Origin of the sequence: Alteriqipengyuania lutimaris (assembly GCF_003363135.1) — a bacterium.
In the GTDB taxonomy this organism is placed as follows: Bacteria; Pseudomonadota; Alphaproteobacteria; order Sphingomonadales; family Sphingomonadaceae; genus Alteriqipengyuania; species Alteriqipengyuania lutimaris.
In genome coordinates, this window is the sequence record NZ_QRBB01000001.1 from 250,705 (window position 1) to 269,486 (window position 18,782).

19 protein-coding genes are annotated in these 18,782 nt (G+C 65.0%); 11 read left to right on the plus strand and 8 right to left on the minus strand.

All coding sequences use genetic code 11. The features are described from left to right. Nucleotides 1-7: 7 nt before the first annotated feature. Genes ispG through DL238_RS01145 form a run of 3 tightly spaced genes read left to right on the plus strand, consistent with a single transcriptional unit; the run spans nucleotide 8 to nucleotide 2,472 of the window. Entirely contained in the window at nucleotides 8-1,156 is a 1,149-nt protein-coding gene (ispG, locus tag DL238_RS01135) for a flavodoxin-dependent (E)-4-hydroxy-3-methylbut-2-enyl-diphosphate synthase (RefSeq protein WP_115490583.1), read from the plus strand. A 5-nt stretch (nucleotides 1,157-1,161) separates the two neighbouring features. Further along, the gene (locus DL238_RS01140) at nucleotides 1,162-1,542 is read left to right on the plus strand and encodes a hypothetical protein (RefSeq protein WP_147290962.1); all 381 of its coding nucleotides are present in this window, start codon (nucleotides 1,162-1,164) and stop codon (nucleotides 1,540-1,542) included. Between the two features lie 33 nt (nucleotides 1,543-1,575). Then, the gene (locus tag DL238_RS01145) at nucleotides 1,576-2,472 is read left to right on the plus strand and encodes a histone deacetylase family protein (protein ID WP_181883777.1); all 897 of its coding nucleotides are present in this window, start codon (nucleotides 1,576-1,578) and stop codon (nucleotides 2,470-2,472) included. Nucleotides 2,473-2,517: 45 nt separating this feature from the next. Here the strand turns inward: DL238_RS01145 and DL238_RS01150 are convergent, their stop codons facing one another. Continuing rightward, on the minus strand, nucleotides 2,518-3,009 hold the full coding sequence (locus DL238_RS01150; RefSeq protein WP_234030913.1) for a hypothetical protein: 492 nt from the start codon (nucleotides 3,007-3,009) through the stop codon (nucleotides 2,518-2,520). A gap of 106 nt (nucleotides 3,010-3,115) precedes the next feature. Here DL238_RS01150 and DL238_RS01155 point away from each other — a divergent pair, with 106 nt between their 5' ends. Further along, nucleotides 3,116-3,856: a murein L,D-transpeptidase catalytic domain-containing protein gene (locus DL238_RS01155; RefSeq protein ID WP_115490587.1), complete on the plus strand. Its 741-nt coding sequence runs from the start codon at nucleotides 3,116-3,118 to the stop codon at nucleotides 3,854-3,856. Nucleotides 3,857-4,052: 196 nt separating this feature from the next. Next, nucleotides 4,053-4,349: a hypothetical protein gene (locus DL238_RS01160; RefSeq protein WP_115490588.1), complete on the plus strand. Its 297-nt coding sequence runs from the start codon at nucleotides 4,053-4,055 to the stop codon at nucleotides 4,347-4,349. An 11-nt stretch (nucleotides 4,350-4,360) separates the two neighbouring features. Here DL238_RS01160 and DL238_RS01165 read toward each other — a convergent pair whose 3' ends face one another. Further along, on the minus strand, nucleotides 4,361-5,746 hold the full coding sequence (locus DL238_RS01165) for a L,D-transpeptidase family protein (RefSeq protein ID WP_115490589.1): 1,386 nt from the start codon (nucleotides 5,744-5,746) through the stop codon (nucleotides 4,361-4,363). Nucleotides 5,747-5,926: 180 nt separating this feature from the next. Between DL238_RS01165 and DL238_RS01170 the strand changes: the two genes are divergently transcribed. Together DL238_RS01170 and acnA are read left to right on the plus strand one after the other, a co-directional pair. Continuing rightward, a complete protein-coding gene (locus DL238_RS01170; RefSeq protein WP_115490590.1) occupies nucleotides 5,927-6,835 on the plus strand; it encodes a DMT family transporter in 909 nt (302 codons plus the stop codon). A 124-nt stretch (nucleotides 6,836-6,959) separates the two neighbouring features. Then, on the plus strand, nucleotides 6,960-9,635 hold the full coding sequence (gene acnA / locus DL238_RS01175; RefSeq protein ID WP_115490591.1) for an aconitate hydratase AcnA: 2,676 nt from the start codon (nucleotides 6,960-6,962) through the stop codon (nucleotides 9,633-9,635). A 147-nt stretch (nucleotides 9,636-9,782) separates the two neighbouring features. On the opposite strand, the gene DL238_RS15970 is transcribed toward acnA, so the two are convergent. After that, a complete protein-coding gene (locus DL238_RS15970) occupies nucleotides 9,783-11,024 on the minus strand; it encodes a hypothetical protein (RefSeq protein WP_181883778.1) in 1,242 nt (413 codons plus the stop codon). Nucleotides 11,025-11,258: 234 nt separating this feature from the next. Continuing rightward, complete coding sequence (gene ruvB / locus DL238_RS01185; RefSeq protein WP_115490593.1) at nucleotides 11,259-12,302, minus strand: Holliday junction branch migration DNA helicase RuvB; 1,044 nt, start codon at nucleotides 12,300-12,302, stop codon at nucleotides 11,259-11,261. Between the two features lie 62 nt (nucleotides 12,303-12,364). On the opposite strand from ruvB, the gene DL238_RS01190 reads away from it, so the two are divergent. Further along, nucleotides 12,365-12,700, plus strand: a complete 336-nt coding sequence (locus tag DL238_RS01190) for a GIY-YIG nuclease family protein (RefSeq protein ID WP_234030914.1) — start codon at nucleotides 12,365-12,367, stop codon at nucleotides 12,698-12,700. 73 nt (nucleotides 12,701-12,773) lie between these two features. Here the strand turns inward: DL238_RS01190 and DL238_RS01195 are convergent, their stop codons facing one another. The 4 genes from DL238_RS01195 to ruvA form a co-directional block, all read right to left on the minus strand. Next, nucleotides 12,774-13,184, minus strand: a complete 411-nt coding sequence (locus DL238_RS01195) for a hypothetical protein (protein WP_147290965.1) — start codon at nucleotides 13,182-13,184, stop codon at nucleotides 12,774-12,776. 26 nt (nucleotides 13,185-13,210) lie between these two features. Beyond that, on the minus strand, nucleotides 13,211-13,747 hold the full coding sequence (locus tag DL238_RS01200; protein ID WP_115490596.1) for a DsrE family protein: 537 nt from the start codon (nucleotides 13,745-13,747) through the stop codon (nucleotides 13,211-13,213). A 144-nt stretch (nucleotides 13,748-13,891) separates the two neighbouring features. Next, a complete protein-coding gene (locus DL238_RS01205) occupies nucleotides 13,892-14,317 on the minus strand; it encodes an NUDIX hydrolase (protein WP_115490597.1) in 426 nt (141 codons plus the stop codon). Then, nucleotides 14,317-14,916 carry a Holliday junction branch migration protein RuvA gene (gene ruvA / locus DL238_RS01210; protein ID WP_029140348.1) on the minus strand — a complete coding sequence of 200 codons (600 nt, stop codon included), beginning with the start codon at nucleotides 14,914-14,916 and terminating at the stop codon, nucleotides 14,317-14,319. The genes DL238_RS01205 and ruvA overlap by 1 nt, the downstream gene beginning before the upstream one ends. Nucleotides 14,917-15,196: 280 nt before the next feature. Here ruvA and aroC point away from each other — a divergent pair, with 280 nt between their 5' ends. The 3 genes from aroC to ahpF all read left to right on the plus strand — a co-directional run bounded on the left by aroC (nucleotide 15,197) and on the right by ahpF (nucleotide 18,760). Next, nucleotides 15,197-16,288, plus strand: a complete 1,092-nt coding sequence (aroC, locus tag DL238_RS01215) for a chorismate synthase (protein WP_115490598.1) — start codon at nucleotides 15,197-15,199, stop codon at nucleotides 16,286-16,288. 143 nt (nucleotides 16,289-16,431) lie between these two features. After that, nucleotides 16,432-16,998 carry an alkyl hydroperoxide reductase subunit C gene (gene ahpC, locus DL238_RS01220; protein WP_115490599.1) on the plus strand — a complete coding sequence of 189 codons (567 nt, stop codon included), beginning with the start codon at nucleotides 16,432-16,434 and terminating at the stop codon, nucleotides 16,996-16,998. Between the two features lie 172 nt (nucleotides 16,999-17,170). Beyond that, a complete protein-coding gene (ahpF, locus tag DL238_RS01225) occupies nucleotides 17,171-18,760 on the plus strand; it encodes an alkyl hydroperoxide reductase subunit F (RefSeq protein WP_115490600.1) in 1,590 nt (529 codons plus the stop codon). The last annotated feature ends 22 nt before the right edge of the window (nucleotides 18,761-18,782 follow it).

An 18,782-nucleotide genomic window follows, 5' to 3' on the forward strand; every position in this document is an offset into this window, starting at 1 on the left:
CGGGGTCATGTCGGTACGCCCCTGGAGAGACATCGAACGCCGCCAGTCGCGGCAGATCATGGTCGGTTCGGTCCCGGTCGGCGGCGATGCGCCGATTTCGGTCCAGACCATGACCAACACCCCGACCGAGGATGTGGGCGCCACGCTCGACCAGATCCGGCGGTGCGAGGATGCGGGCGCGGACATTATCCGAGTCTCCTGCCCGACCGAGGAAGCGACGCGGCATTTCGACAAGATCACCCGCGCGGCGAATGTGCCGATCGTTGCGGACATCCATTTCCACTACAAGCGCGCGCTCGAAGCGGCCGACAAGGGCGCGGCGTGCCTTCGGATCAATCCGGGCAATATCGGCTCCAGCGAGCGGGTGGCCGAGGTCGTGCGCGCGGCTAAAGCCAACGGCTGTGCGATCCGCATCGGCGTGAACGCGGGCAGCCTCGAGAAGGATCTGCTCGAGAAATACGGCGAGCCCTGCCCCGAGGCGCTGATCGAAAGCGCGCTCGACCATATCAAGCTGCTGCAGGACCACGACTTCCACGAGTACAAGGTGGCGGTGAAGGCCTCCGATGTGTTCCTCGCGGTCGCGGCCTATCACGGCCTGGCCGACGCGGTGGACTGCCCGCTGCATCTCGGCATCACCGAGGCGGGTGGGCTGATCGGTGGGACGGTGAAGTCCTCGATCGGCATGGGCAGCCTGCTGTGGGCGGGGATCGGCGACACGATCCGCGTCTCGCTCTCTGCCGAGCCCGAGCAGGAAGTGCGCGTCGGCTACGAAATGCTCAAGGCGCTCGGCCTGCGCACCCGCGGTGTCCGCGTCGTCTCCTGCCCCAGCTGCTCGCGCCAGGGCTTCGACGTGATCCGCACGGTGGAGGCGCTGGAGAAGCGGCTTGAGCACATCAAGACGCCGATGAGCCTCTCGGTCCTCGGCTGCGTCGTGAACGGCCCGGGCGAAGCGCGCGAGACCGATATCGGCATCACCGGCGGCGGCAAGGGCAAGCACATGGTGTACCTCTCAGGCGTGACCGACCACCACGTCGAAGACGAGAGCATGCTCGACCACATCGTACGGCTGGTGGAAGAGAAAGCCGCGAAGATCGAGGCGGGCGAGGCGACCGCCTTCGATCCGCATGCCGCGGCCGAGGCCGTAGCGGCGGAGTGACCCAGTTGGACTGGCTGACCGCGATACCGCTCTGGACGATATTGGCGGTATGGCTGGGATCGATCGTTATTCTCGGCATTCGTCGCACCCCGATCATGCCCCGTCATGACGGGGAGCCACTGCCGGCTTTTCAGCGTGGCCTGGTCGACACGCTGGCGTGGCTCGTCTTCGCCCTTGGGCCCTGCGTCACCGTCGTCCGGGTGACATTCGGCCCCGCAATGCTTGGCCATCCCGGCTTCGCTTTCATGAGTGCCCTGGCCATCATGTGCATGATGCCGGGTCTCGGCGGGCTCCTTCAGCACCTCATCTCAGCGCGCATGCCTGCGCCGCCGCCGCCCGGTTTCACGGTCGAGGGGGCGACGCTCAATGGAAAGCCGCTCGACTAGAACGTGCTCCACGTCGTCCACCACGTCGATTACATGGCCCCACGCCCAGAGCGCGGCACGTTCAAGTTCGACAAGTATTACCTCGTGATGGAAGCGCTGCGCGAAAGCGGCGAGGCGATCACCGAACACGCGCCCGAGCCCTGCCCTCGCGAATGGCTCGAGGCGGTGCATTGCCCCGACTACGTCGAGCAGGTCTTCACCGCCACCGTTCCGCGCGAGAAGGAGCGGCGGATCGGCTTTCCCGTCACGCCGCATATCGCCAGCAGGGTGCGCCATACCAATGGCGGCACGTGGCTCGCTGCGCAGCTCGCGATGGAGCACGGCTATGCCGCCAACAGCGCGGCGGGCAGCCACCACGCGCTTTACGATACCGGCGCGGGTTTCTGCGTGTTCAACGATCTGGCGGTGTGCGCCAACCGGCTGATTGCCGAAGGTGACGCACGCCGCGTGCTGATCGTCGACTGCGATGTCCACCAGGGCGACGGCACTGCGAGCCTCACCGCCGGGCGCGACGAGATCTTCACGCTCTCTATCCATGCGGAGAAGAATTTCCCGGTCAGGAAGGCCCGCTCGACACTCGACATCGCGCTTCGCGACGGGACCGACGACGAAGGCTATCTGGCGGTGCTCGACCAGCACCTGCCACGTGCGCTCGACGAATTCGAGCCCGATATCGTGCTCTACCAGGCAGGCGTCGATCCGCACGAACGCGACAAGCTGGGCCGGCTGGCGCTGACCGACGATGGGTTGGAGCGGCGCGACCGCTTCGTGATTTCAGAGGCCCGCCGGCGCGGCCTGCCCGTCGCCAGCGCCCTCGGCGGAGGCTATGGCGAGGACCAGCGCGAGGTGGCGGGGCGCCACGCGCGCTCGATGCTCGCGATGGCGCGGGAGAACGCAGCCGCCCCGTCCTCAAGAACGCAAACCGCCTGATTTACGACCGGCGGCGTCCGCCACCGGCGTGATCCACACGTCCGGTCAGAAATAGATATCGATATAGTCGGTCAGTTCGTCGCACCATTCGAACTCGCGCAGCCGGTAGTATTGCCGGTTGCCCGTGACCGCGAAGTGCCAAGGCTTGTCGGCCCGGCAGTTCCGTCCGGCATCGGGCGCCCCGCGGATCGACACCACGCCGTCGAGCGTGAAATAGCCTTGGCCGATCTCCAGTATCTGCCCTTCGACAAGGACCTGCTCTCCCCCCGGGCCGGACTGTCGGCCTGAAAGCCACCAGACGCCGCGCCGGTCCGGATAGACCGAGACCGGGCCCCGATCGTCCCACCCGATCCATTGCAGGGTCATCCCGCTCGAACCCAGCAGGCGATCCGCATCGGCCTGGCTGAGGATGCGCGTTTCCCGGAGCGGTTCGGGAGCGGCAGGGGCGGGCGGCGCAACGACAGCCGGTGCAGAGACGGAGGTGCCCGTATCGGGCGCCCCATGGTCCGCCACGCACCCGCCCAAGGCGAGCGCCATCGTCAAACCCATCAAGGCAATCTGTCGCATTCCGGAACCCCCCTGTCGCCCGGGCCGTAATTCAGCTTCAAGCATTCATTCAGCTCGGTTATATCACATGTCGAATATGAAACGTCGCGAACTTATCAAGACGGGCCTCGGCACCGGCATCGCGCTGGGCGCGGCGGCGAGCCTGCCGAGCCGGGTCTTTGCCCAGCCCATGGCGGGCAATCCGCGCGACCGCGAGCTGTTCGCGATCGCCAAGCGCGAGCTCGACAAGGCGGGCGACGTCATCTGGCGCAAGGACATCGTCGGGATCGCCGATTTCGGCCTCCACTCGGCCGAGCGGCGGTTCCACTTCGTGAACCTCGACCGGCAGGAAGTAAAAAGCTTCCACGTCAGCCATGGGACCGGATCGGACCCGGAGCACGACGGCTGGCTCAATACGTTCTCCAATGTCGAAGGCTCCAACGCGACCAGCCGCGGCGCCTATGTGACATGGGAATGGTACACGGGGCAGTTCGGCACTTCGGTGCGGCTGGGCGGGCTCGACCCGACCAACAATCATGCCCTGCAGCGCTACATCGTCATGCACCGCGCCACCTATGCCGAACCGTCGCATGTCGAGCGCTGGGGCCGGCTGGGCCGGTCGAACGGCTGCTTCGCGCTGGGCGAGGAGCAGTTCAAGATCGCGCTGCTGAATCTCTCGGGCGGACGACTGCTCTACGCCGAAGCGCTGGGTCTCAAGGAAGACGGCACGCAGGCCTATCCGCCGCAGGCGATCGTTGGCGAGCCGGAGAACGGCTATCACATCCTGCGCCAGCCGCAGCAGGGCACGTTCGAGCAGACCAACCCGGGCGTTTACTAGGGCAATGCCCTACCGACCGAGCTTCGATCGCGGGCATTTGTGGCCTCCGATTGCAGCCATGATCCCCGCGAGTGGATGCGCTGCCATTTTCGTTGCGCTTTCGGTATGGCCGGTAGCGCTTCTGGAACCCCTGTTAAAGGGTGCGACCCCTTTGGTTCCGCTGCCGGGATCACCTGGCGAGATTGCTGGGTTCGCAATGACGGCGGGCATGGTGCTGATGGCGACTGCCATAATCGCCTTCGTCACGATTGCGGCCGCGCTGCTGGTCGTGGGCGTGCCTACCGCATTGGTGATCGGTAAGCACATCGGTCACCCCGCCTCGCTGGTCCCCGCCATGCTAGCCGCAACGCTGGCCTTCTGGCTTGCGTTTGGCAGGACGGGGTCACTGACCGAGCAGCCGTATGTGTTGGCGCTAGGCCTTTGGTGTGCTTTCGGTTCGGCGATGATCTATCGTCATTTTCTCATCCGCTTTCGCGAAGAGATATTCGAGTAGATCGTCCCAGTTCACGCAATATCGCGCGGGTCGTTTACGATCTCGATGATTTCCTCGTCGGTCACGCGGCTGCGGTTGGCCTTGCGCGGTGCTTCGAACGACGCGAGCACAGCGCCGTCGCGTTCGTAGATGTCGTTGAAGGTCGTCATCTTGCCGTCGATGTTCGTCGCCATCGTGAAATAGGTGATGTAGGCGGGCATCTTGGAATTGAAGCCGACCCGCGTGTACTCGCCGCTGGCGAGGATTTCGGTCGCTTCGTCCGCGGTAATCCCGGCCTGCAGGATGGCGAGCGTGAAGGCGAGTTCGGTCGCGCGCTCGGTCCGGATGCAGCCGTGGCTGAGCGCCCGGTTCGCCTGTCCGAAGAGATTGCGCGACGGCGTGTCGTGGAAAAAGATCGCATGGCGGTTGGGCATGTCGAGCTTCATCCGGCCCAGCGCATTGCCCTCGCCTGGGCCCTGCACGACCGAAATCCAGCCATTGGCCCCGCGGGTGGCGGTGTAGCCCTTCGATTTCGCCCAGCCCGGATTGGCGAGCACGCGCGCGCCCAGCCCTTCGCCCTGCACGATCGACTGCGGGACGGTCCAGTTGGGGTTGAGGATCACGCCTTCGACCTGCTCGGCCAGCTGCGGCGTTGCGGTCCGCCCGGGCTTGCCCACGATCGTGCGGTAGGTCCGCATGATCTTGTCGTTGACCGTCAGGCGCAGCTGATACTCGGGCACGTTGGTGATGAGGTATTGCTTGCCAAGATCGCGCGGCAGCCACCGCCAGCGGTCCATGTTCGCCTGGATCAGCTTGTAACGCTTGGAGCCCGGCTGGGCCTTGGCGAGTTCATTGCGCAGCGCTTCGTAATCGGGATGAAGCGGGGCCACACTCTGGAGCGCGCCCATGATGTCACCGTCGGCCAGCGCCTGCTTGAGGATGGTCCCGCTGCGATAGCGATCGGCGTCCGGGTCCATCACGAACCACTGCTTGCGCGCGTCCATCGGAGTGCGACCGTCGCGCATGTCCTCGACCAGCCAGACGAAGCGCTGGCTCGCTTCTTCGTCGAGCATCGCCCCCGCGCCGCCGGCGATGGCCGCACGGAGCCCCGGCAGATCGTAATCGACGGGGAAGAGCCCCTCGGCCCCGATACCCTCGATCACGGCAGCCAGAGCTTCGGCCTGGCCGACCGTCCACTGCTGCACGACGGGGTCGAACTGCTGCACCACCGGCTCGCGAACCATCTCGACCGGCCCGCTCATGCTCGAGCTTACCGCGTCGTCGGCCTCGGGAGCATCCTCACGCGGTTCCTGCTCGCCCGGCAAGAGGTTGGCCGGCGCATTCTGAGCGACCAGCGATGCGGGCACCGCGAGCGCGGTACCTGCGAGTAGGGCAAACGGGAAAGCAAGCTTTTTCATAACGATCGTAGGATCCTGTTGTCGATCACGCAGCGAAGATAGGCGCTCATTCAGACGGACGCATTTGTCGTCAATTTGTGCCCGATCATCAAGGCGCAAGGCTTTATCCAGCCTGAATTGGCGACCATCTGCGGCGAAAGAGTGACGCTTGCCGTGCGCGTGGGCTAATGCGGCCCCGACATGCGCCAGGCCGACACGCTCGCTCCTTTCCTGATCGCGCTTGCTGGCGTCGCCATGCTGTCGCTCATGGACGCCTTCATGAAGGAGGCCGCTCTTGCTGTCGGCGCTTTTTCCGCTGCGCTCCTACGCGCCGTGATCGCAACCGCGATCGCCGCACCCTTGTGGCTCGCGCGGCGCACCCCTTGGCCCGACGCCGCAACCTTGCGGCTCCACGTGCTGCGCGGGGTGTGTTCGGCTCTGATGGGCCTCACCTTCTTCTATGCGCTGACCAAGCTGCCGATTGCCGAAACGATCGCGATCTCCTTCGTCGCACCGCTGATCGCACTTTATCTCGCCGCCATCCTGCTTGGGGAACGCGTGAGCCGCCGCGCGGTCCTCGCCTCGCTGGTCAGCTTTGCGGGCACACTGGTCATCGTAGGCGCGCGGCTGGGCCGGGGACGTATGAATGACGATGCGTGGCTGGGCCTCGCCGCGATCCTGACCTCGACCGTGCTCTACGCGCTCAACTTCATCATCATCCGCCAGCAATCGCAGCGGGCCGGGCCGCTCGAAGTCGCGGCGTTCCACGGCGGCGTATCAGCCCTGGTCCTGGGCGTGGCGGCCCCGTGGTTCTTCGTCGCCCCTCCCCTATCGATCCAGCCGGACCTGCTGGCTGCCGGCGCGCTGACCGTAGGCGGCGCGATGGCGATCGCCTGGGCCTATGCGCGCGCCGAAGCCCAGGCACTGCTGCCGGTCGAGTATTCGGGCTTCTGCTGGGCGGCGCTGTTCGGCTGGCTGTTCTTCGCCGAAAGCGTGAGCACGGGCACGCTGATCGGCGTCGTGCTGATCGTGATCGGAACCTATATCGCGGCCACCCGGGGCGATGCCCCGGCGCGCGCGGCGGGTGGGGCAGACACCGCCGCGCCCTGAAACGCCGCTGCGAAACTTGATTTTCACGCCGTATCGCGCCAAGCGCGGCACATCTTGGCGGCCCACCCGTTCATCGGGTGAACAGGACGCACGCAGCAGCAATAACAGAAAGGACCGCCCCGCTATGACCCAGGTCGGCAAGGACACCCTCGGCACCCGCAGCACCCTCACCGTTGATGGCAAGGATTACGCCTATTATTCGCTCGCCAAGGCGGCAGAGCAGCTCGGCGACGTTTCCCGCCTCCCCTTCAGCCTCAAGGTTCTGCTGGAGAACATGCTCCGGTTCGAGGATGGCGGGCATACCGTTTCGGTCGACAATGCGAAGGAAGTGGCGAGCCGGGTCGACAACCCGACCACGGGCGGCGAAATCCAGTACCGGCCGGCGCGCGTGCTGCTGCAGGATTTCACCGGCGTGCCCTGCGTGGTCGACCTTGCCGCGATGCGCGACGCGATCAAGTCGCTGGGCGGCGATACGCAGAAGATCAATCCGCAGGTTCCCGTGAACCTCGTCATCGACCACTCGGTGATGGTCGACGAGTTCGGCCATCCCAAGGCGATGGAAAAGAACGTCGAGCTCGAATATGCCCGCAATGCGGAGCGTTACGACTTCCTCAAGTGGGGTTCGAAGAGCTTCGAGAACTTCACCGCCGTGCCTCCGGGCACCGGCATCTGCCACCAGGTGAACCTCGAGTATTTCGCGCGTTGCACCTGGTCGAGCGAAGATCCGGACGGCCAGATGGTCGCCTATCCTGATACCTGCGTCGGCACCGACAGCCACACCACGATGGTCAACGGCCTGGGCGTGCTGGGCTGGGGCGTCGGCGGGATCGAAGCCGAAGCCGCGATGCTCGGCCAGCCGATCTCGATGCTGATCCCCGAAGTCGTCGGCTTCAAGTTCACCGGCAAGCTCGCCGAAGGCGTCACCGCGACCGACCTCGTGCTCACCGCCACGCAGATGCTGCGCGCGCATGGCGTGGTCGGCAAGTTCGTCGAATATTTCGGCCCCGGCCTCGAATCGCTCAGCCTCGCCGACCGCGCGACGCTCTCCAACATGTCGCCCGAATATGGCGCGACCTGCGGCTTCTTCGGGATCGACAACAAGACGCTCGACTACCTGCGCCTGACCGGCCGCGACGAGCACGAGATCGCGCTCGCCGAAGCCTATGCCAAGGAACAGGGCCTGTGGGTCTCGCCCGATGTCGAGCCGGTCTTCTCGAGCACGCTCGAACTCGACCTGTCGAAGGTCGTCCCCAGCCTGGCGGGGCCCAAGCGCCCGCAGGACAAGGTCGCGCTTCCCGAGGTGGACGAGCTGTTCAACCGCGACCTCAAGGAGGTTTACGGCAAGGACAAACCGCACCGCGTCGATGTCGAGAACACGCATCACGACGTGGGCGATGGCGACGTCGTGATCGCCGCGATCACCAGCTGCACCAACACGTCCAACCCGGACGTGCTGATCGCAGCTGGGCTGGTTGCCAAAAAGGCGCGCGAAAAGGGCCTCAAGCCCGCACCGTGGGTCAAGACTTCGCTCGCTCCCGGGTCGCAGGTGGTCACCGACTACCTCGTGAAGTCGGGCCTGCAGGACGATCTCAATGCGATGGGCTTTGACCTTGTCGGCTACGGCTGCACCACCTGCATCGGCAACTCGGGCCCGCTCGCCCCGCCGATCAGCAATGCGATCAACAGCAACGACATCGTCGCTGCCTCGGTCCTTTCGGGCAACCGCAACTTCGAAGGCCGGGTTTCGCCCGACGTGCGCGCGAATTTCCTCGCCTCGCCCCCGCTCGTGGTCGCCTATGCCATCAAGGGCACGGTGACCGAGGATATCACCGAAACCCCGCTCGGCCTCGACGAGCAGGGCAAGCCGGTGATGCTGGCCGATGTCTGGCCGACCAGCCAGGAAATTGCTGATCTGCGCGCTGCCAATGTCAGCCGCGACATGTTCGTCGACCGCTACGCCAACGTCTATGACGGCGACGAACACTGGCGGGCGATCACCGTCGAAGCCTCGGACACCTACCGGTGGAACCCGGGCAGCACCTACATCGCCAGCCCGCCGTTCTTCGAGGGGATGAAGATGGACCCGGAACCGGTGGCGGACATCGCGGATGCGAAGCCGCTGGCGATCCTGGGCGATTCGGTCACCACCGATCACATCAGCCCGGCCGGTTCGATCAAGGAAGACAGCCCGGCGGGCGACTACCTGAAGAGCCACCAGGTCGCGAAGGCGGACTTCAACTCCTACGGCTCGCGCCGCGGCAACCACGACGTGATGATGCGCGGCACCTTCGCCAATATCCGCATCAAGAACGAGATGGTTCCGGGGGTCGAGGGTGGCTACACCACCTACAAAGGCGAACAGATGCCGATCTACGACGCAGCGATGCGTCACAAGGAAGACGGCACGCCGCTGGTCGTGGTCGGGGGCAAGGAATACGGCACCGGCTCCAGCCGCGACTGGGCTGCGAAGGGCACGATCCTGCTCGGCGTGCGCGCCGTGATCGTCGAAAGCTACGAGCGTATCCACCGCTCCAACCTTGTCGGGATGGGCGTGCTCCCGCTGCAGTTCAAGAACGGTGACACGCGCGAGACGCTGGGCCTGACCAGCACCGACAGCTTCACCATCCGCGGCCTTGCCGACCTCAAACCCGCACAGGACGTGACGGTGGATGTGACGCGCGAAGACGGCAGCACCTTCAGCTTCACCGCCAAGTGCCGCATCGATACCGAGAACGAGCTGGACTACTACCGCAACGGCGGCATCCTCCAGTATGTGATCCGCAAGCTGGCCAGCCAGTAAGCGCATTCACGAACCGAACAGAGAAAAGGCCCGGTCGCGCGAAGCGATCGGGCCTTTTTCTATGAGCGGAATCGAAAGGGCGGTGGCTCCTGGCAGGCCGCCTCCGCCGAGGTCACAGCGTTTTTCGGCCTTGTGGCCGTGCGCCGATCAGTCTTCGCTGTTGCCGGTCCATTTGCGGCGGGTCAGAACCGCCAGCGCGGCTGCGCCGAACAGCAGGGTGATCGGCGGTGCCGGAACCGGCGTGCCACCGCTGCCGCCCGAGCTGGAATGGCCGCTGGTGCTCGAATAACTCCCACTCGTCGAATTATCGTTGTGATTGTTGTTTTCGTTATTGTTTTCATTCGAGTTGTTATTCTCGTTCGAGTTGTTATTCTCGTTCGAATTGTTGTTCTCGTTTGAGTTGTTGTTCTCATTCGAGTTATTGTTTTCGTTGTTATTATTGTTGTTGTTAGTGCTGTCCTGATTCTGTTCCTGCTCCTGGTTCTGCTCCTGGCTCTGCTCGTTCGAATTGTTGTTCTCGTTCGAGTTGTCGATATCGACATTTCCCGAACTGGAGCTGCTGGTAGAACTGGAAACATCACCGGAGGAAGAGCTGGACACATCGCCGGACGAAGAACTGGTGGTGGTAGAGGTCAGTCCCCCGGTCGAGGTCGAGGTCGAACCGCCCGACGTCGACGTGGAGGTCGATCCACCGGACGTCGAAGAGGTGGAGGAATTCTCGACGTCGATATCGATCACGATACCGCTGCTGCCGCTGGTGGTACCGGGGACGCCGGTCGTGCCGATGCCGCTCGTCGTCGTGCTGATCGAGATATTGCCGCCGCTGCCACCGCCGCCGAAGAAACCTCCGAAGAAGCCACCGCCGAACCCGCCGCCGCCATTGCCGCCGCCGATGACGGTCACGCCGCCACCCTGGCCACCGCCGCCGCCCGAGAAGCCGCCGCCGCGTGCCGCTGGCGGAGCGACCGCCACGACCGTGCGCGATGCGCCGTCGCCGAACTGCGCACAGGCTTCCGCCGCGGCGCGAAGATCGGCATCGTCGCTTGCGACGCGGGCGCGGCCTTCGCGCGCATCGTAGATGATTTGCTCGCCCGCATCGACGCCGCCGGCATAGGCATCTCCGTAGAGGCCGCCTTCCGCCAGGCTTGCCGGGACGCATTCGACAGTACGCTTGACCACGCGGCGCTTGCGCAGCGTGGTGCGCGGGATCTCGCGTTCGACGACGCGATCCTCCTTGATGTAGCGCAATGCGGGCGCCGGGGCCGAAGCCTCTTTCGCCGACTTGTAGTCGACATCCGCCACCTGCTCTTCGGCCACATGGAGCGCTCCGCCGGCGAGCACCACGGTGCCCGCGGCTACAGCGGAGAGTTTTGCGAGGGCAATTTTCATCGACATAAGTCAGGCTCTTTAATTGCGGATCGCTTTAAAAACCGTTGCCGTCGGCGACTCCGAGGGCAGGGGCAGGCTTTCCTGAGTGCCTTAGACCTTGATCGCCCCGGGCGGGGCAACGCGATTAACCACGATAAAGCATCGGCTTGCGTAGATTCATGCCATCAGGGCCCGCAGCGCGCCCTACCTGTCCCACGCTGGCACCCCGCTTGGCCGAAAGTTACCTGCCGGGCCTCAGGAATCGCCGCCGAAGAGATCGCCGGACCGATTCGCAGGCCCCTCGGGAGCGGGCGATTCGATGCCAAGATGCGACCAGCCGCCCGCGTTGAGGCAGCGGCCGCGCGCCGTCCTCGCGACCAGCCCCAGCTGGATCAGGAACGGTTCGACCACATCCTCCAGCGTATCGCGCGGCTCGGCAAGGCCTGCCGCCAGCGTCTCGATCCCGACCGGGCCGCCGCCATAGATCTCGGCAATCATCGTCAGGTAGCGGCGGTCCATCGCGTCGAGGCCCAGCGAGTCGACTTCGAGCCGGGTGAGCGCATCGTCCGCGACCTTGGCGGAGATGGTCGGAGCATCCGCCACGCTGGCAAAGTCGCGCACCCGGCGCAGCAGGCGGCCGGCGACGCGCGGCGTCCCGCGCGAACGACGCGCGATCTCGCGCGCGCCATCGGGCTCGATGCTCAGCCCCAGCTTGTTCGCCCCGCGCGTCACCACCCGCTCCAGCTCCTCGTGCGTGTAGAAGTTGAGGCGCACCGGAATGCCGAAGCGATCGCGCAGCGGCGTGGTCAGCAGGCCTTGCCGCGTGGTCGCGCCGATCAGCGTGAAGGGCGGCAGGTCGATCCGCACGCTTCGCGCCGACGGGCCCTCCCCGATCATGATATCGAGCGCGCGGTCCTCCATCGCGGGGTAGAGCACTTCCTCGACCACCGGATTGAGCCGGTGGATCTCGTCGATGAATAGCACGTCGTGCGGCTCGAGATTGGTCAGCAGCGCGGCGAGATCGCCCGCCTTGGCAATGACAGGCCCGCTGGTGGAGCGGAACCCCGCCCCCAGCTCGCGCGCGACGATCTGCGCCAGCGTGGTCTTGCCCAGCCCCGGCGGCCCGAAGAACAGCGTATGATCCATCGCCTCGCCGCGGCGTTTGGCGGCGGCGATGAACACGCCGAGATTCTCGCGCGCAGCCTCCTGCCCGATGAATTCGGTGAGCGTCTTGGGCCGCAGCGCCGCATCGGGATCGTCCGGGAGGCGTTCGGGGGTGTGGAGGGGTTGGTCGGTCACACCGCCCCCATAACGTCATGCTGAACTTGTTTCAGCATCCAGCCGGCGGCAATCTCCGGCTTATGCCGACCGAGAAGCAACCCTGCGTCTACCTGCTCGCCAACAAGCCCTTCGGTACGATCTACATCGGCGTCACATCCGATCTGGTCGCCCGCCTCTGGCAGCATCGCGAGGGCGCGGTCGAGGGCTTCAGCAAGCGCTACGCCGTGCATCGGCTGGTCCACTTCGAACTATTCGACACGATGGAGTCCGCGATCAAACGCGAGAAGCAGCTGAAGAACTGGCACCGCGACTGGAAGCTAAACCTGATTACTCGCGAGAACCCGGACTGGCGCGATCTCGCGGTTGGTCTGGGCTTTGATCCGCCTCGTTCGGACGAAAGGAAGGCTGGACCCTGAAACAAGTTCAGGGTGACGGAAGAGAGGTCGTCTGGCTGGCGTCCAGGCGCGTGGATGGAAACGGGCTCGATCATCAGATGCCTCCGCTCATGCCTGCCGCAAGGAACTCACCACCTTCGGATATGACCCAGTTTTCGTATCCGGAAGAGGTCACAATCAGCTCAAGCCACATGCCATTGCTCAGATGAAATGTAAGATCACCTGTCGGCTTCATCAGCTCCACCCTCTTAATTTTGGATCCGCCTGCGAGGTCGCTGAATTTCTCTTCGGCATCGACGGGGTCAGGTAGACCAAACGAATGTCCGTGGTCCTCGCTGCAAACCTCAATGCAGCTTTCACCAACAAGGCGCCAAAGCATCCAGCCATCGATACGAATCGTGGAGCCGATTTCGAACGACCATTGAGACTCGAGCTTGCGGACCTTGATTGACGCCCCGGTGCAATGCTTGCGGAGTTTGCACTCGAATTTGTTTATATCGGACACGGCCCTTTTGGTTTTGGACGAAACCATCAAAACGGGTTCACCGTATAGCCCTGCTGCTGGAGCAGCGCGTGGGCGGTCATGGCGGAGAGCGCCATCTCGACGCCGGGGATCAGCTCGGACTTCGCCACGCCCTGCCCCGCCGCGCTCTGGCCGCAGACGATGAAGCGCACGCCCTGGTCGATCATTTCGCGGACCGCTGCGACCGAGGGGTTCGCCTCGCCGCGATCGCGCGCTACCCAAGCGGCGTCGTTCAGAAGGTCGAGCACCGCAGCCCCGTGAACGACCACCGCCGCGCGGTTGTCCATCGGCTCGACCCCGGCGCGCGCGTGCATGTTGATGAGGCGCGCCGCGCTCTCGAAGCCGCGGTTGAGCTTGCCCTCCTCGGCAGCGCGCGACACGTCGAACGCGATGTGGAAGCTCGCGTCCTCGGGGATGGCGAAGTCGGCATCGGGCACGTCCGCCACGGGGCCGAACTCGGTAAACACCGGCCCGTAGGAGACGTCCTGCGCCACCGCAGGAGCGGCGATCGCCAGCGCCGCCGCCGCGATCAATGTCACTTGCATTTTACTCAGCACAATATGCCATCCTTACAGACCCACCGATCCAAGCGCCTCCGCAGTCCGAAATCTCCGCAATCAAAAGCAGCAAGCCGACCATCAGCACGATAACCACGAGCCCGGCGCGCCACCAAACCTTCAACAGACCCTTCAAGACAGGTCCATTCCATGCACCTGCTCAACAAGCGGCAGGATATGATCGCGGGTCAGCGGCGCAAGCGCGATGGTTGCCGGACGATCCGGATCGACCCAGGCCGCTTCAGCGATCTCGGCAGCGATCACGATTGGCCCGCACTGCGCAATCTCGAAGATCTCGGCGTGGACGAAAGTGTCCGGCTCGTTCGCTGCGGGTGCCTCGGCCTCGCCGATATAGCGCAAATCCGCAGACGACACCTGCAACCTCAATTCCTCCGCCAGTTCGCGGCACAGCGCGGCATCGGGGCGCTCGCCAGCCTCGATCTTGCCGCCCGGCTGCATGAAGGCGCGCGTGCCCGCCTTGCGGACCAGCAGGACGCGGCCCGCCTCGTCGCGGATGATCGCCACCGCGATCCGCAGGATGGTCTGCGCCTCGCCCATCACCCCGCCGCCTTCTTCAGCGCCACCCGGATCAGCTCACCCTCGCTCGCGCCTTCGCCCAGTTCGCCCATCGCCTCCGCCACGGCCTTGGCCGCGATCGCGGGCTTGAAGCCGAGGTTCTCCAGCGCGGAGACCGCGTCCGCGCTCGCCCCGCCCTTGGGAGCGGCAACCGCCACCCCGCCCGGCGCCACGGGCAGCGCGCCTGCCTTGTCCTGCAGCTCGTTGACGATCCGGCCCGCAAGCTTGGGCCCCACGCCGTTCGCCCGCGCGACCATCGCCGCGTCGCCGCTGGCGCAGGCCGCCTGCACCTCGCCCGCCGACAGGACGGAGAGGATCGCCAGCGCGACCTTGCTGCCGACGCCCTGCACCGATGTGAGCAGGCGAAACCAGTCGCGCTCCGCCGCTTCGGCGAACCCGAGCAGGCGCATGTCGTTCTCGCTCACCTGCAGGTCGGTGAACAGCCGCGCCTCGCCACCTTCCGATCCCAGCGCGTCGAGCGTGCGGGTCGAGCAGTGGACGAGGTAGCCCACCCCGCCCACGTCGATCACCGCCCAGTCCGGGCCGGTCGCGTCGAGCGTTCCTGTGAGCTTTGCAATCATGGTTTGTTCCTGCCCTACTCCGACTCGCATTGCCAGCGCAGTGCGCAGGTTTTGCCGATCCGGAGGTGGGCCTGACACACCTGACACACTGCCCAGGGGAGTAAATCCTCTCGATCAATGAGCGGGGTTTAATCGCATGAAGCGATCGCTCGGGAGGAACCCGCTGACCCGACGATGGGAAAGAGCGGCCCCACCCTACCGCGCCCCTGCGGAGTAGGAAAATGCGCCCGCGCGGCTCGGAGCGTGGACAGCACCGAGCTGTTGAGGCAACGCTTCGCGCATGAGCTGGAACACATTCGGGCGGGTCTTCCGCTTCACCACCTGGGGGGAAAGCCACGGGCCGGCGATCGGCGCGGTGGTCGACGGGTGCCCGCCGGGCATTGCTTTGAGCGAGGACGACATCCAGCCGTGGCTCGACAGGCGCAAGCCGGGGCAGAGCAAGTTCACCACCCAGCGGCGCGAGCCCGATGCGGTGCGCATTCTCTCGGGGGTGTTCGAGGGCCAAGATGGAATACAGCGCACGACGGGCACACCGATTTCGCTGATGATCGAGAACGTCGATCAGCGCTCGAAAGACTATTCCAACGTCGCGCAGGCCTATCGCCCCGGGCACGCCGACTACACCTACGACGCGAAGTACGGCTTCCGCGACTATCGCGGGGGCGGGCGGTCGAGCGCGCGCGAAACCGCGATGCGCGTCGCGGCGGGTGCGGTGGCGCGGCTGGTCGTACCGCAGGTGCGCATCCTCGCCTACGTGGCCGAGATCGGCGGTGACCGGATCGACCCGGCCAAGTTCGATGCCGGGCAAATCGGGCAAAACCCCTTCTGGTGCCCCGACGCCGACGCCGCGACCCGCTGGGAAAAGCTGGTCGACGACGCGCGCAAGGCAGGCTCCTCGCTCGGCGCGGTGGTCGAATGCGTGGCGACAGGCGTGCCCGCAGGCTGGGGGGCGCCGCTCTACGCCAAGCTCGACAGCGAGCTGGCGGCGGCGATGATGAGCATCAATGCGGTCAAGGGCGTGGAGATCGGCGACGGCTTCGACGCCGCGCGCCTCTCGGGCGAGCAGAACGCCGACCCGATGCGGCCCGGCGAGAGCGCGGATGGTGCGCCGCACTATGCATCCAACCACGCGGGCGGTGTCGCGGGGGGAATCAGCACCGGCCAGCCGGTAACATGCAGAGTCGCGTTCAAGCCGACCAGTTCGATCCTGACCCCGGTCGACACGATCACGCGCGACGGAGAAGCCACGCAAATCAGCACGAAAGGCCGTCACGATCCATGCGTCGGCATTCGCGGCGTGCCGGTCGTAGAGGCGATGATGGCGTGCGTTCTGGCCGACCAGTTCCTGCTCCAAAGGGCGCAATGCGGCTGAAGTAGCGGCGAAATATCCATTGCCGAGAAGGTTCCGAAAATTTCATCGATAATTTCGATTGTTGCCATCGCCACAAATCGCTTTTGTGCGTTGCAGCAGCCACTATCTAGGGCGTGAGTTTCAACCCCTAGAGGAGACACGCAATGGGTATCATCGGAAGCCAGATCACACCGTTCAAAGCCACCGCATTCCAGGCCGGCAAGGACTTCTTCGAAGTCACTGACGAGGACGTGAAGGGCAAGTGGGCGATCTTCTTCTTCTACCCCGCCGACTTCACCTTCGTGTGCCCGACCGAGCTGGAAAACCTCGGCGAGCAGTACGCAATGCTCCAGAAGATGGGCGTCGAAGTCTATGCGGTCAGCACCGACACGCATTTCAGCCACAAGGCATGGCACGACACGTCCGAGAAGATCGGCAAGCTGAAGTTCCCGTTCCTCGGCGACCAGCTCCACACGTTGTCGAAGAACTTCGACGTGCTGCGTGAGGAAATGGGCCTCGCCGACCGTGCGACCTTCGTGGTCGATCCCGACGGAGTGATCCAGATCATGGAACAGACCTGCGAAGGCGTGGGCCGCAATGCCAACGAACTCGCCCGCAAGATCAAGGCGGCGCAGTACGTCCGCGAGAACCCGGGCCAGGTCTGCCCGGCCGCGTGGGAAGAAGACAGCGAAACGCTGACCCCCTCGCTCGACCTCGTCGGCAAGCTCTAAATGATACTATCGGAGGCTCGGCACACGCCGGGCCTCCACTTGCCCGACCTCCACGGGTTACAGCCCCGACGCGATCCATCTTCCGACGCCTCGCACGATCGAGGAGTCCGACAATGGATTGCAACGCCGCCTTACGCGGCTCGCAATGACGAAATTTTGGATGGAGTTACCAATGCTCGACGCCCAGATGACCGATCAGCTGAAGCAGTACCTGCAGAACCTGCGCGAGCCGGTGGAGCTCGTCGCATCGCTCGGCGATGACGACACCTCGGCCAAGACGCGCGAGCTGCTGACGGAGATCGCGGCGCTGCACGACATGGTCAGCGTCGATTTCGACGGCGATCACGAACGCCGCCCCAGCTTCATCATCCGCCGCGGCAGCGATGCACAGAAGTGGGTTCGCTTCGCCGGCCTGCCGATGGGCCACGAGTTCACCTCGCTGGTGCTCGCGCTGCTGTGGGCGGGCGGGCATCCGCCGAAGGTTGAGGAAGACGTGCTCGAGGACATCCGCCGGATCGAGACGGATCTGGAGTTCGAGATGTTCTTCTCGCTCTCGTGCCACAATTGCCCCGACGTCGTTCAGGCGCTCACCCTGATGGCGCTGGAGAACAGCCGCATCACCGCGACGCTGATCGAGGGCGGCGCCTACAAGGACGAGGTCGAGGCGCGCGACATCATGGCCGTGCCCGCGGCCTTCCTCAACGGCGAGCCTTTCTACAACGGCAAGATCGAACTGCCGCAGATCCTCGAACGGCTCGATACCGGATCGGGCGCGAAGGCTGCGGCCAAGCTCAACGAGCGTGAGCCCTACGAAGTGCTCGTGATCGGCAGTGGCCCCTCGGGCGTCGCGACCGCGGTCTACACCGCCCGCAAGGGCTTCCGCACCGGCGTTGCGGGCGAACGCTTTGGCGGGCAGTTGCAGGACACGCTCGGGATCGAGAACCTGCCCGGCACCGCCTATACCGAAGGCCCCAAGCTTTCCGCCGACCTCGACGAGCAGGTGAAGGCCAACGAGATCGACAAGATCGACCTCGTCCAGGCCGAAGAGCTTATTCCGGCCAAGCAGGAAGGCGGGATGCACAAGGTGCGCTTCGCCAATGGCGGCGAATTGTCGGCGCGGGCGATCATCCTCGCGACCGGTGCGCGCTGGCGCAATCTGGGCGTGCCGGGCGAGCAGGACTATCGCAACAAGGGCGTGGCCTACTGCCCGCACTGCGACGGGCCGCTGTTCAAGGGCAAGCGGATTGCGGTGATCGGCGGCGGCAACTCGGGCGTCGAGGCTGCGATCGACCTCGCCAAGATCGTCGACCACGTCACGCTGATCGAATTCGACACGCAGCTGCGCGCCGATGCAGTGCTGGTGAAGAAGCTCGAGAGCCTCGACAATGTCGAGATCGTGACCAACGGCCAGACGACCGAGATCACCGGCGACGGAAGCCGCGTGAACGGCCTGGTTGTGAAGGACCGCGACAGCGGTGAAGAACGTACGATCGAACTCGCCGGCGTGTTCGTGCAGATCGGCCTCGTCCCCAACACCGAATGGCTGAAGGACTCCGGGCTCGAACTGTCGAAGCACGGCGAGATCGTCACCGACGAGCGCGGCGCGACCAACCTGCCCGGCATTTTCGGCGCGGGCGATGCGACGACCGTGCCCTACAAGCAGATCGTGGTCGCAATGGGCCAGGGCGCCGAAGCGGGCCTTTCCGCTTTCGACTACCTCATCCGCACCGAACCGGCGGACGAGATCGCGCAAGCCGCCTGAGACGCAGCGCGAACGGAACCAG

Coding starts and splice junctions, on each gene's coding strand:
- DL238_RS01200 (WP_115490596.1), bottom strand. CDS start 13,747: ATGCAAGTGACATTGATCGCGGCGGCGGCGCTGGCGATCGCCGCTCCT.
- DL238_RS15970 (WP_181883778.1), bottom strand. CDS start 11,024: ATGAAAATTGCCCTCGCAAAACTCTCCGCTGTAGCCGCGGGCACCGTG.
- acnA (WP_115490591.1), top strand. CDS start 6,960: ATGACCCAGGTCGGCAAGGACACCCTCGGCACCCGCAGCACCCTCACC.
- DL238_RS01155 (WP_115490587.1), top strand. CDS start 3,116: ATGAAACGTCGCGAACTTATCAAGACGGGCCTCGGCACCGGCATCGCG.
- DL238_RS01145 (WP_181883777.1), top strand. CDS start 1,576: ATGGCCCCACGCCCAGAGCGCGGCACGTTCAAGTTCGACAAGTATTAC.
- ruvA (WP_029140348.1), bottom strand. CDS start 14,916: ATGATTGCAAAGCTCACAGGAACGCTCGACGCGACCGGCCCGGACTGG.
- DL238_RS01190 (WP_234030914.1), top strand. CDS start 12,365: ATGCCGACCGAGAAGCAACCCTGCGTCTACCTGCTCGCCAACAAGCCC.
- ahpF (WP_115490600.1), top strand. CDS start 17,171: ATGCTCGACGCCCAGATGACCGATCAGCTGAAGCAGTACCTGCAGAAC.
- ispG (WP_115490583.1), top strand. CDS start 8: ATGTCGGTACGCCCCTGGAGAGACATCGAACGCCGCCAGTCGCGGCAG.
- aroC (WP_115490598.1), top strand. CDS start 15,197: ATGAGCTGGAACACATTCGGGCGGGTCTTCCGCTTCACCACCTGGGGG.
- DL238_RS01160 (WP_115490588.1), top strand. CDS start 4,053: ATGACGGCGGGCATGGTGCTGATGGCGACTGCCATAATCGCCTTCGTC.
- DL238_RS01205 (WP_115490597.1), bottom strand. CDS start 14,317: ATGGGCGAGGCGCAGACCATCCTGCGGATCGCGGTGGCGATCATCCGC.
- DL238_RS01170 (WP_115490590.1), top strand. CDS start 5,927: ATGCGCCAGGCCGACACGCTCGCTCCTTTCCTGATCGCGCTTGCTGGC.
- DL238_RS01165 (WP_115490589.1), bottom strand. CDS start 5,746: ATGAAAAAGCTTGCTTTCCCGTTTGCCCTACTCGCAGGTACCGCGCTC.
- DL238_RS01150 (WP_234030913.1), bottom strand. CDS start 3,009: ATGGCGCTCGCCTTGGGCGGGTGCGTGGCGGACCATGGGGCGCCCGAT.
- ahpC (WP_115490599.1), top strand. CDS start 16,432: ATGGGTATCATCGGAAGCCAGATCACACCGTTCAAAGCCACCGCATTC.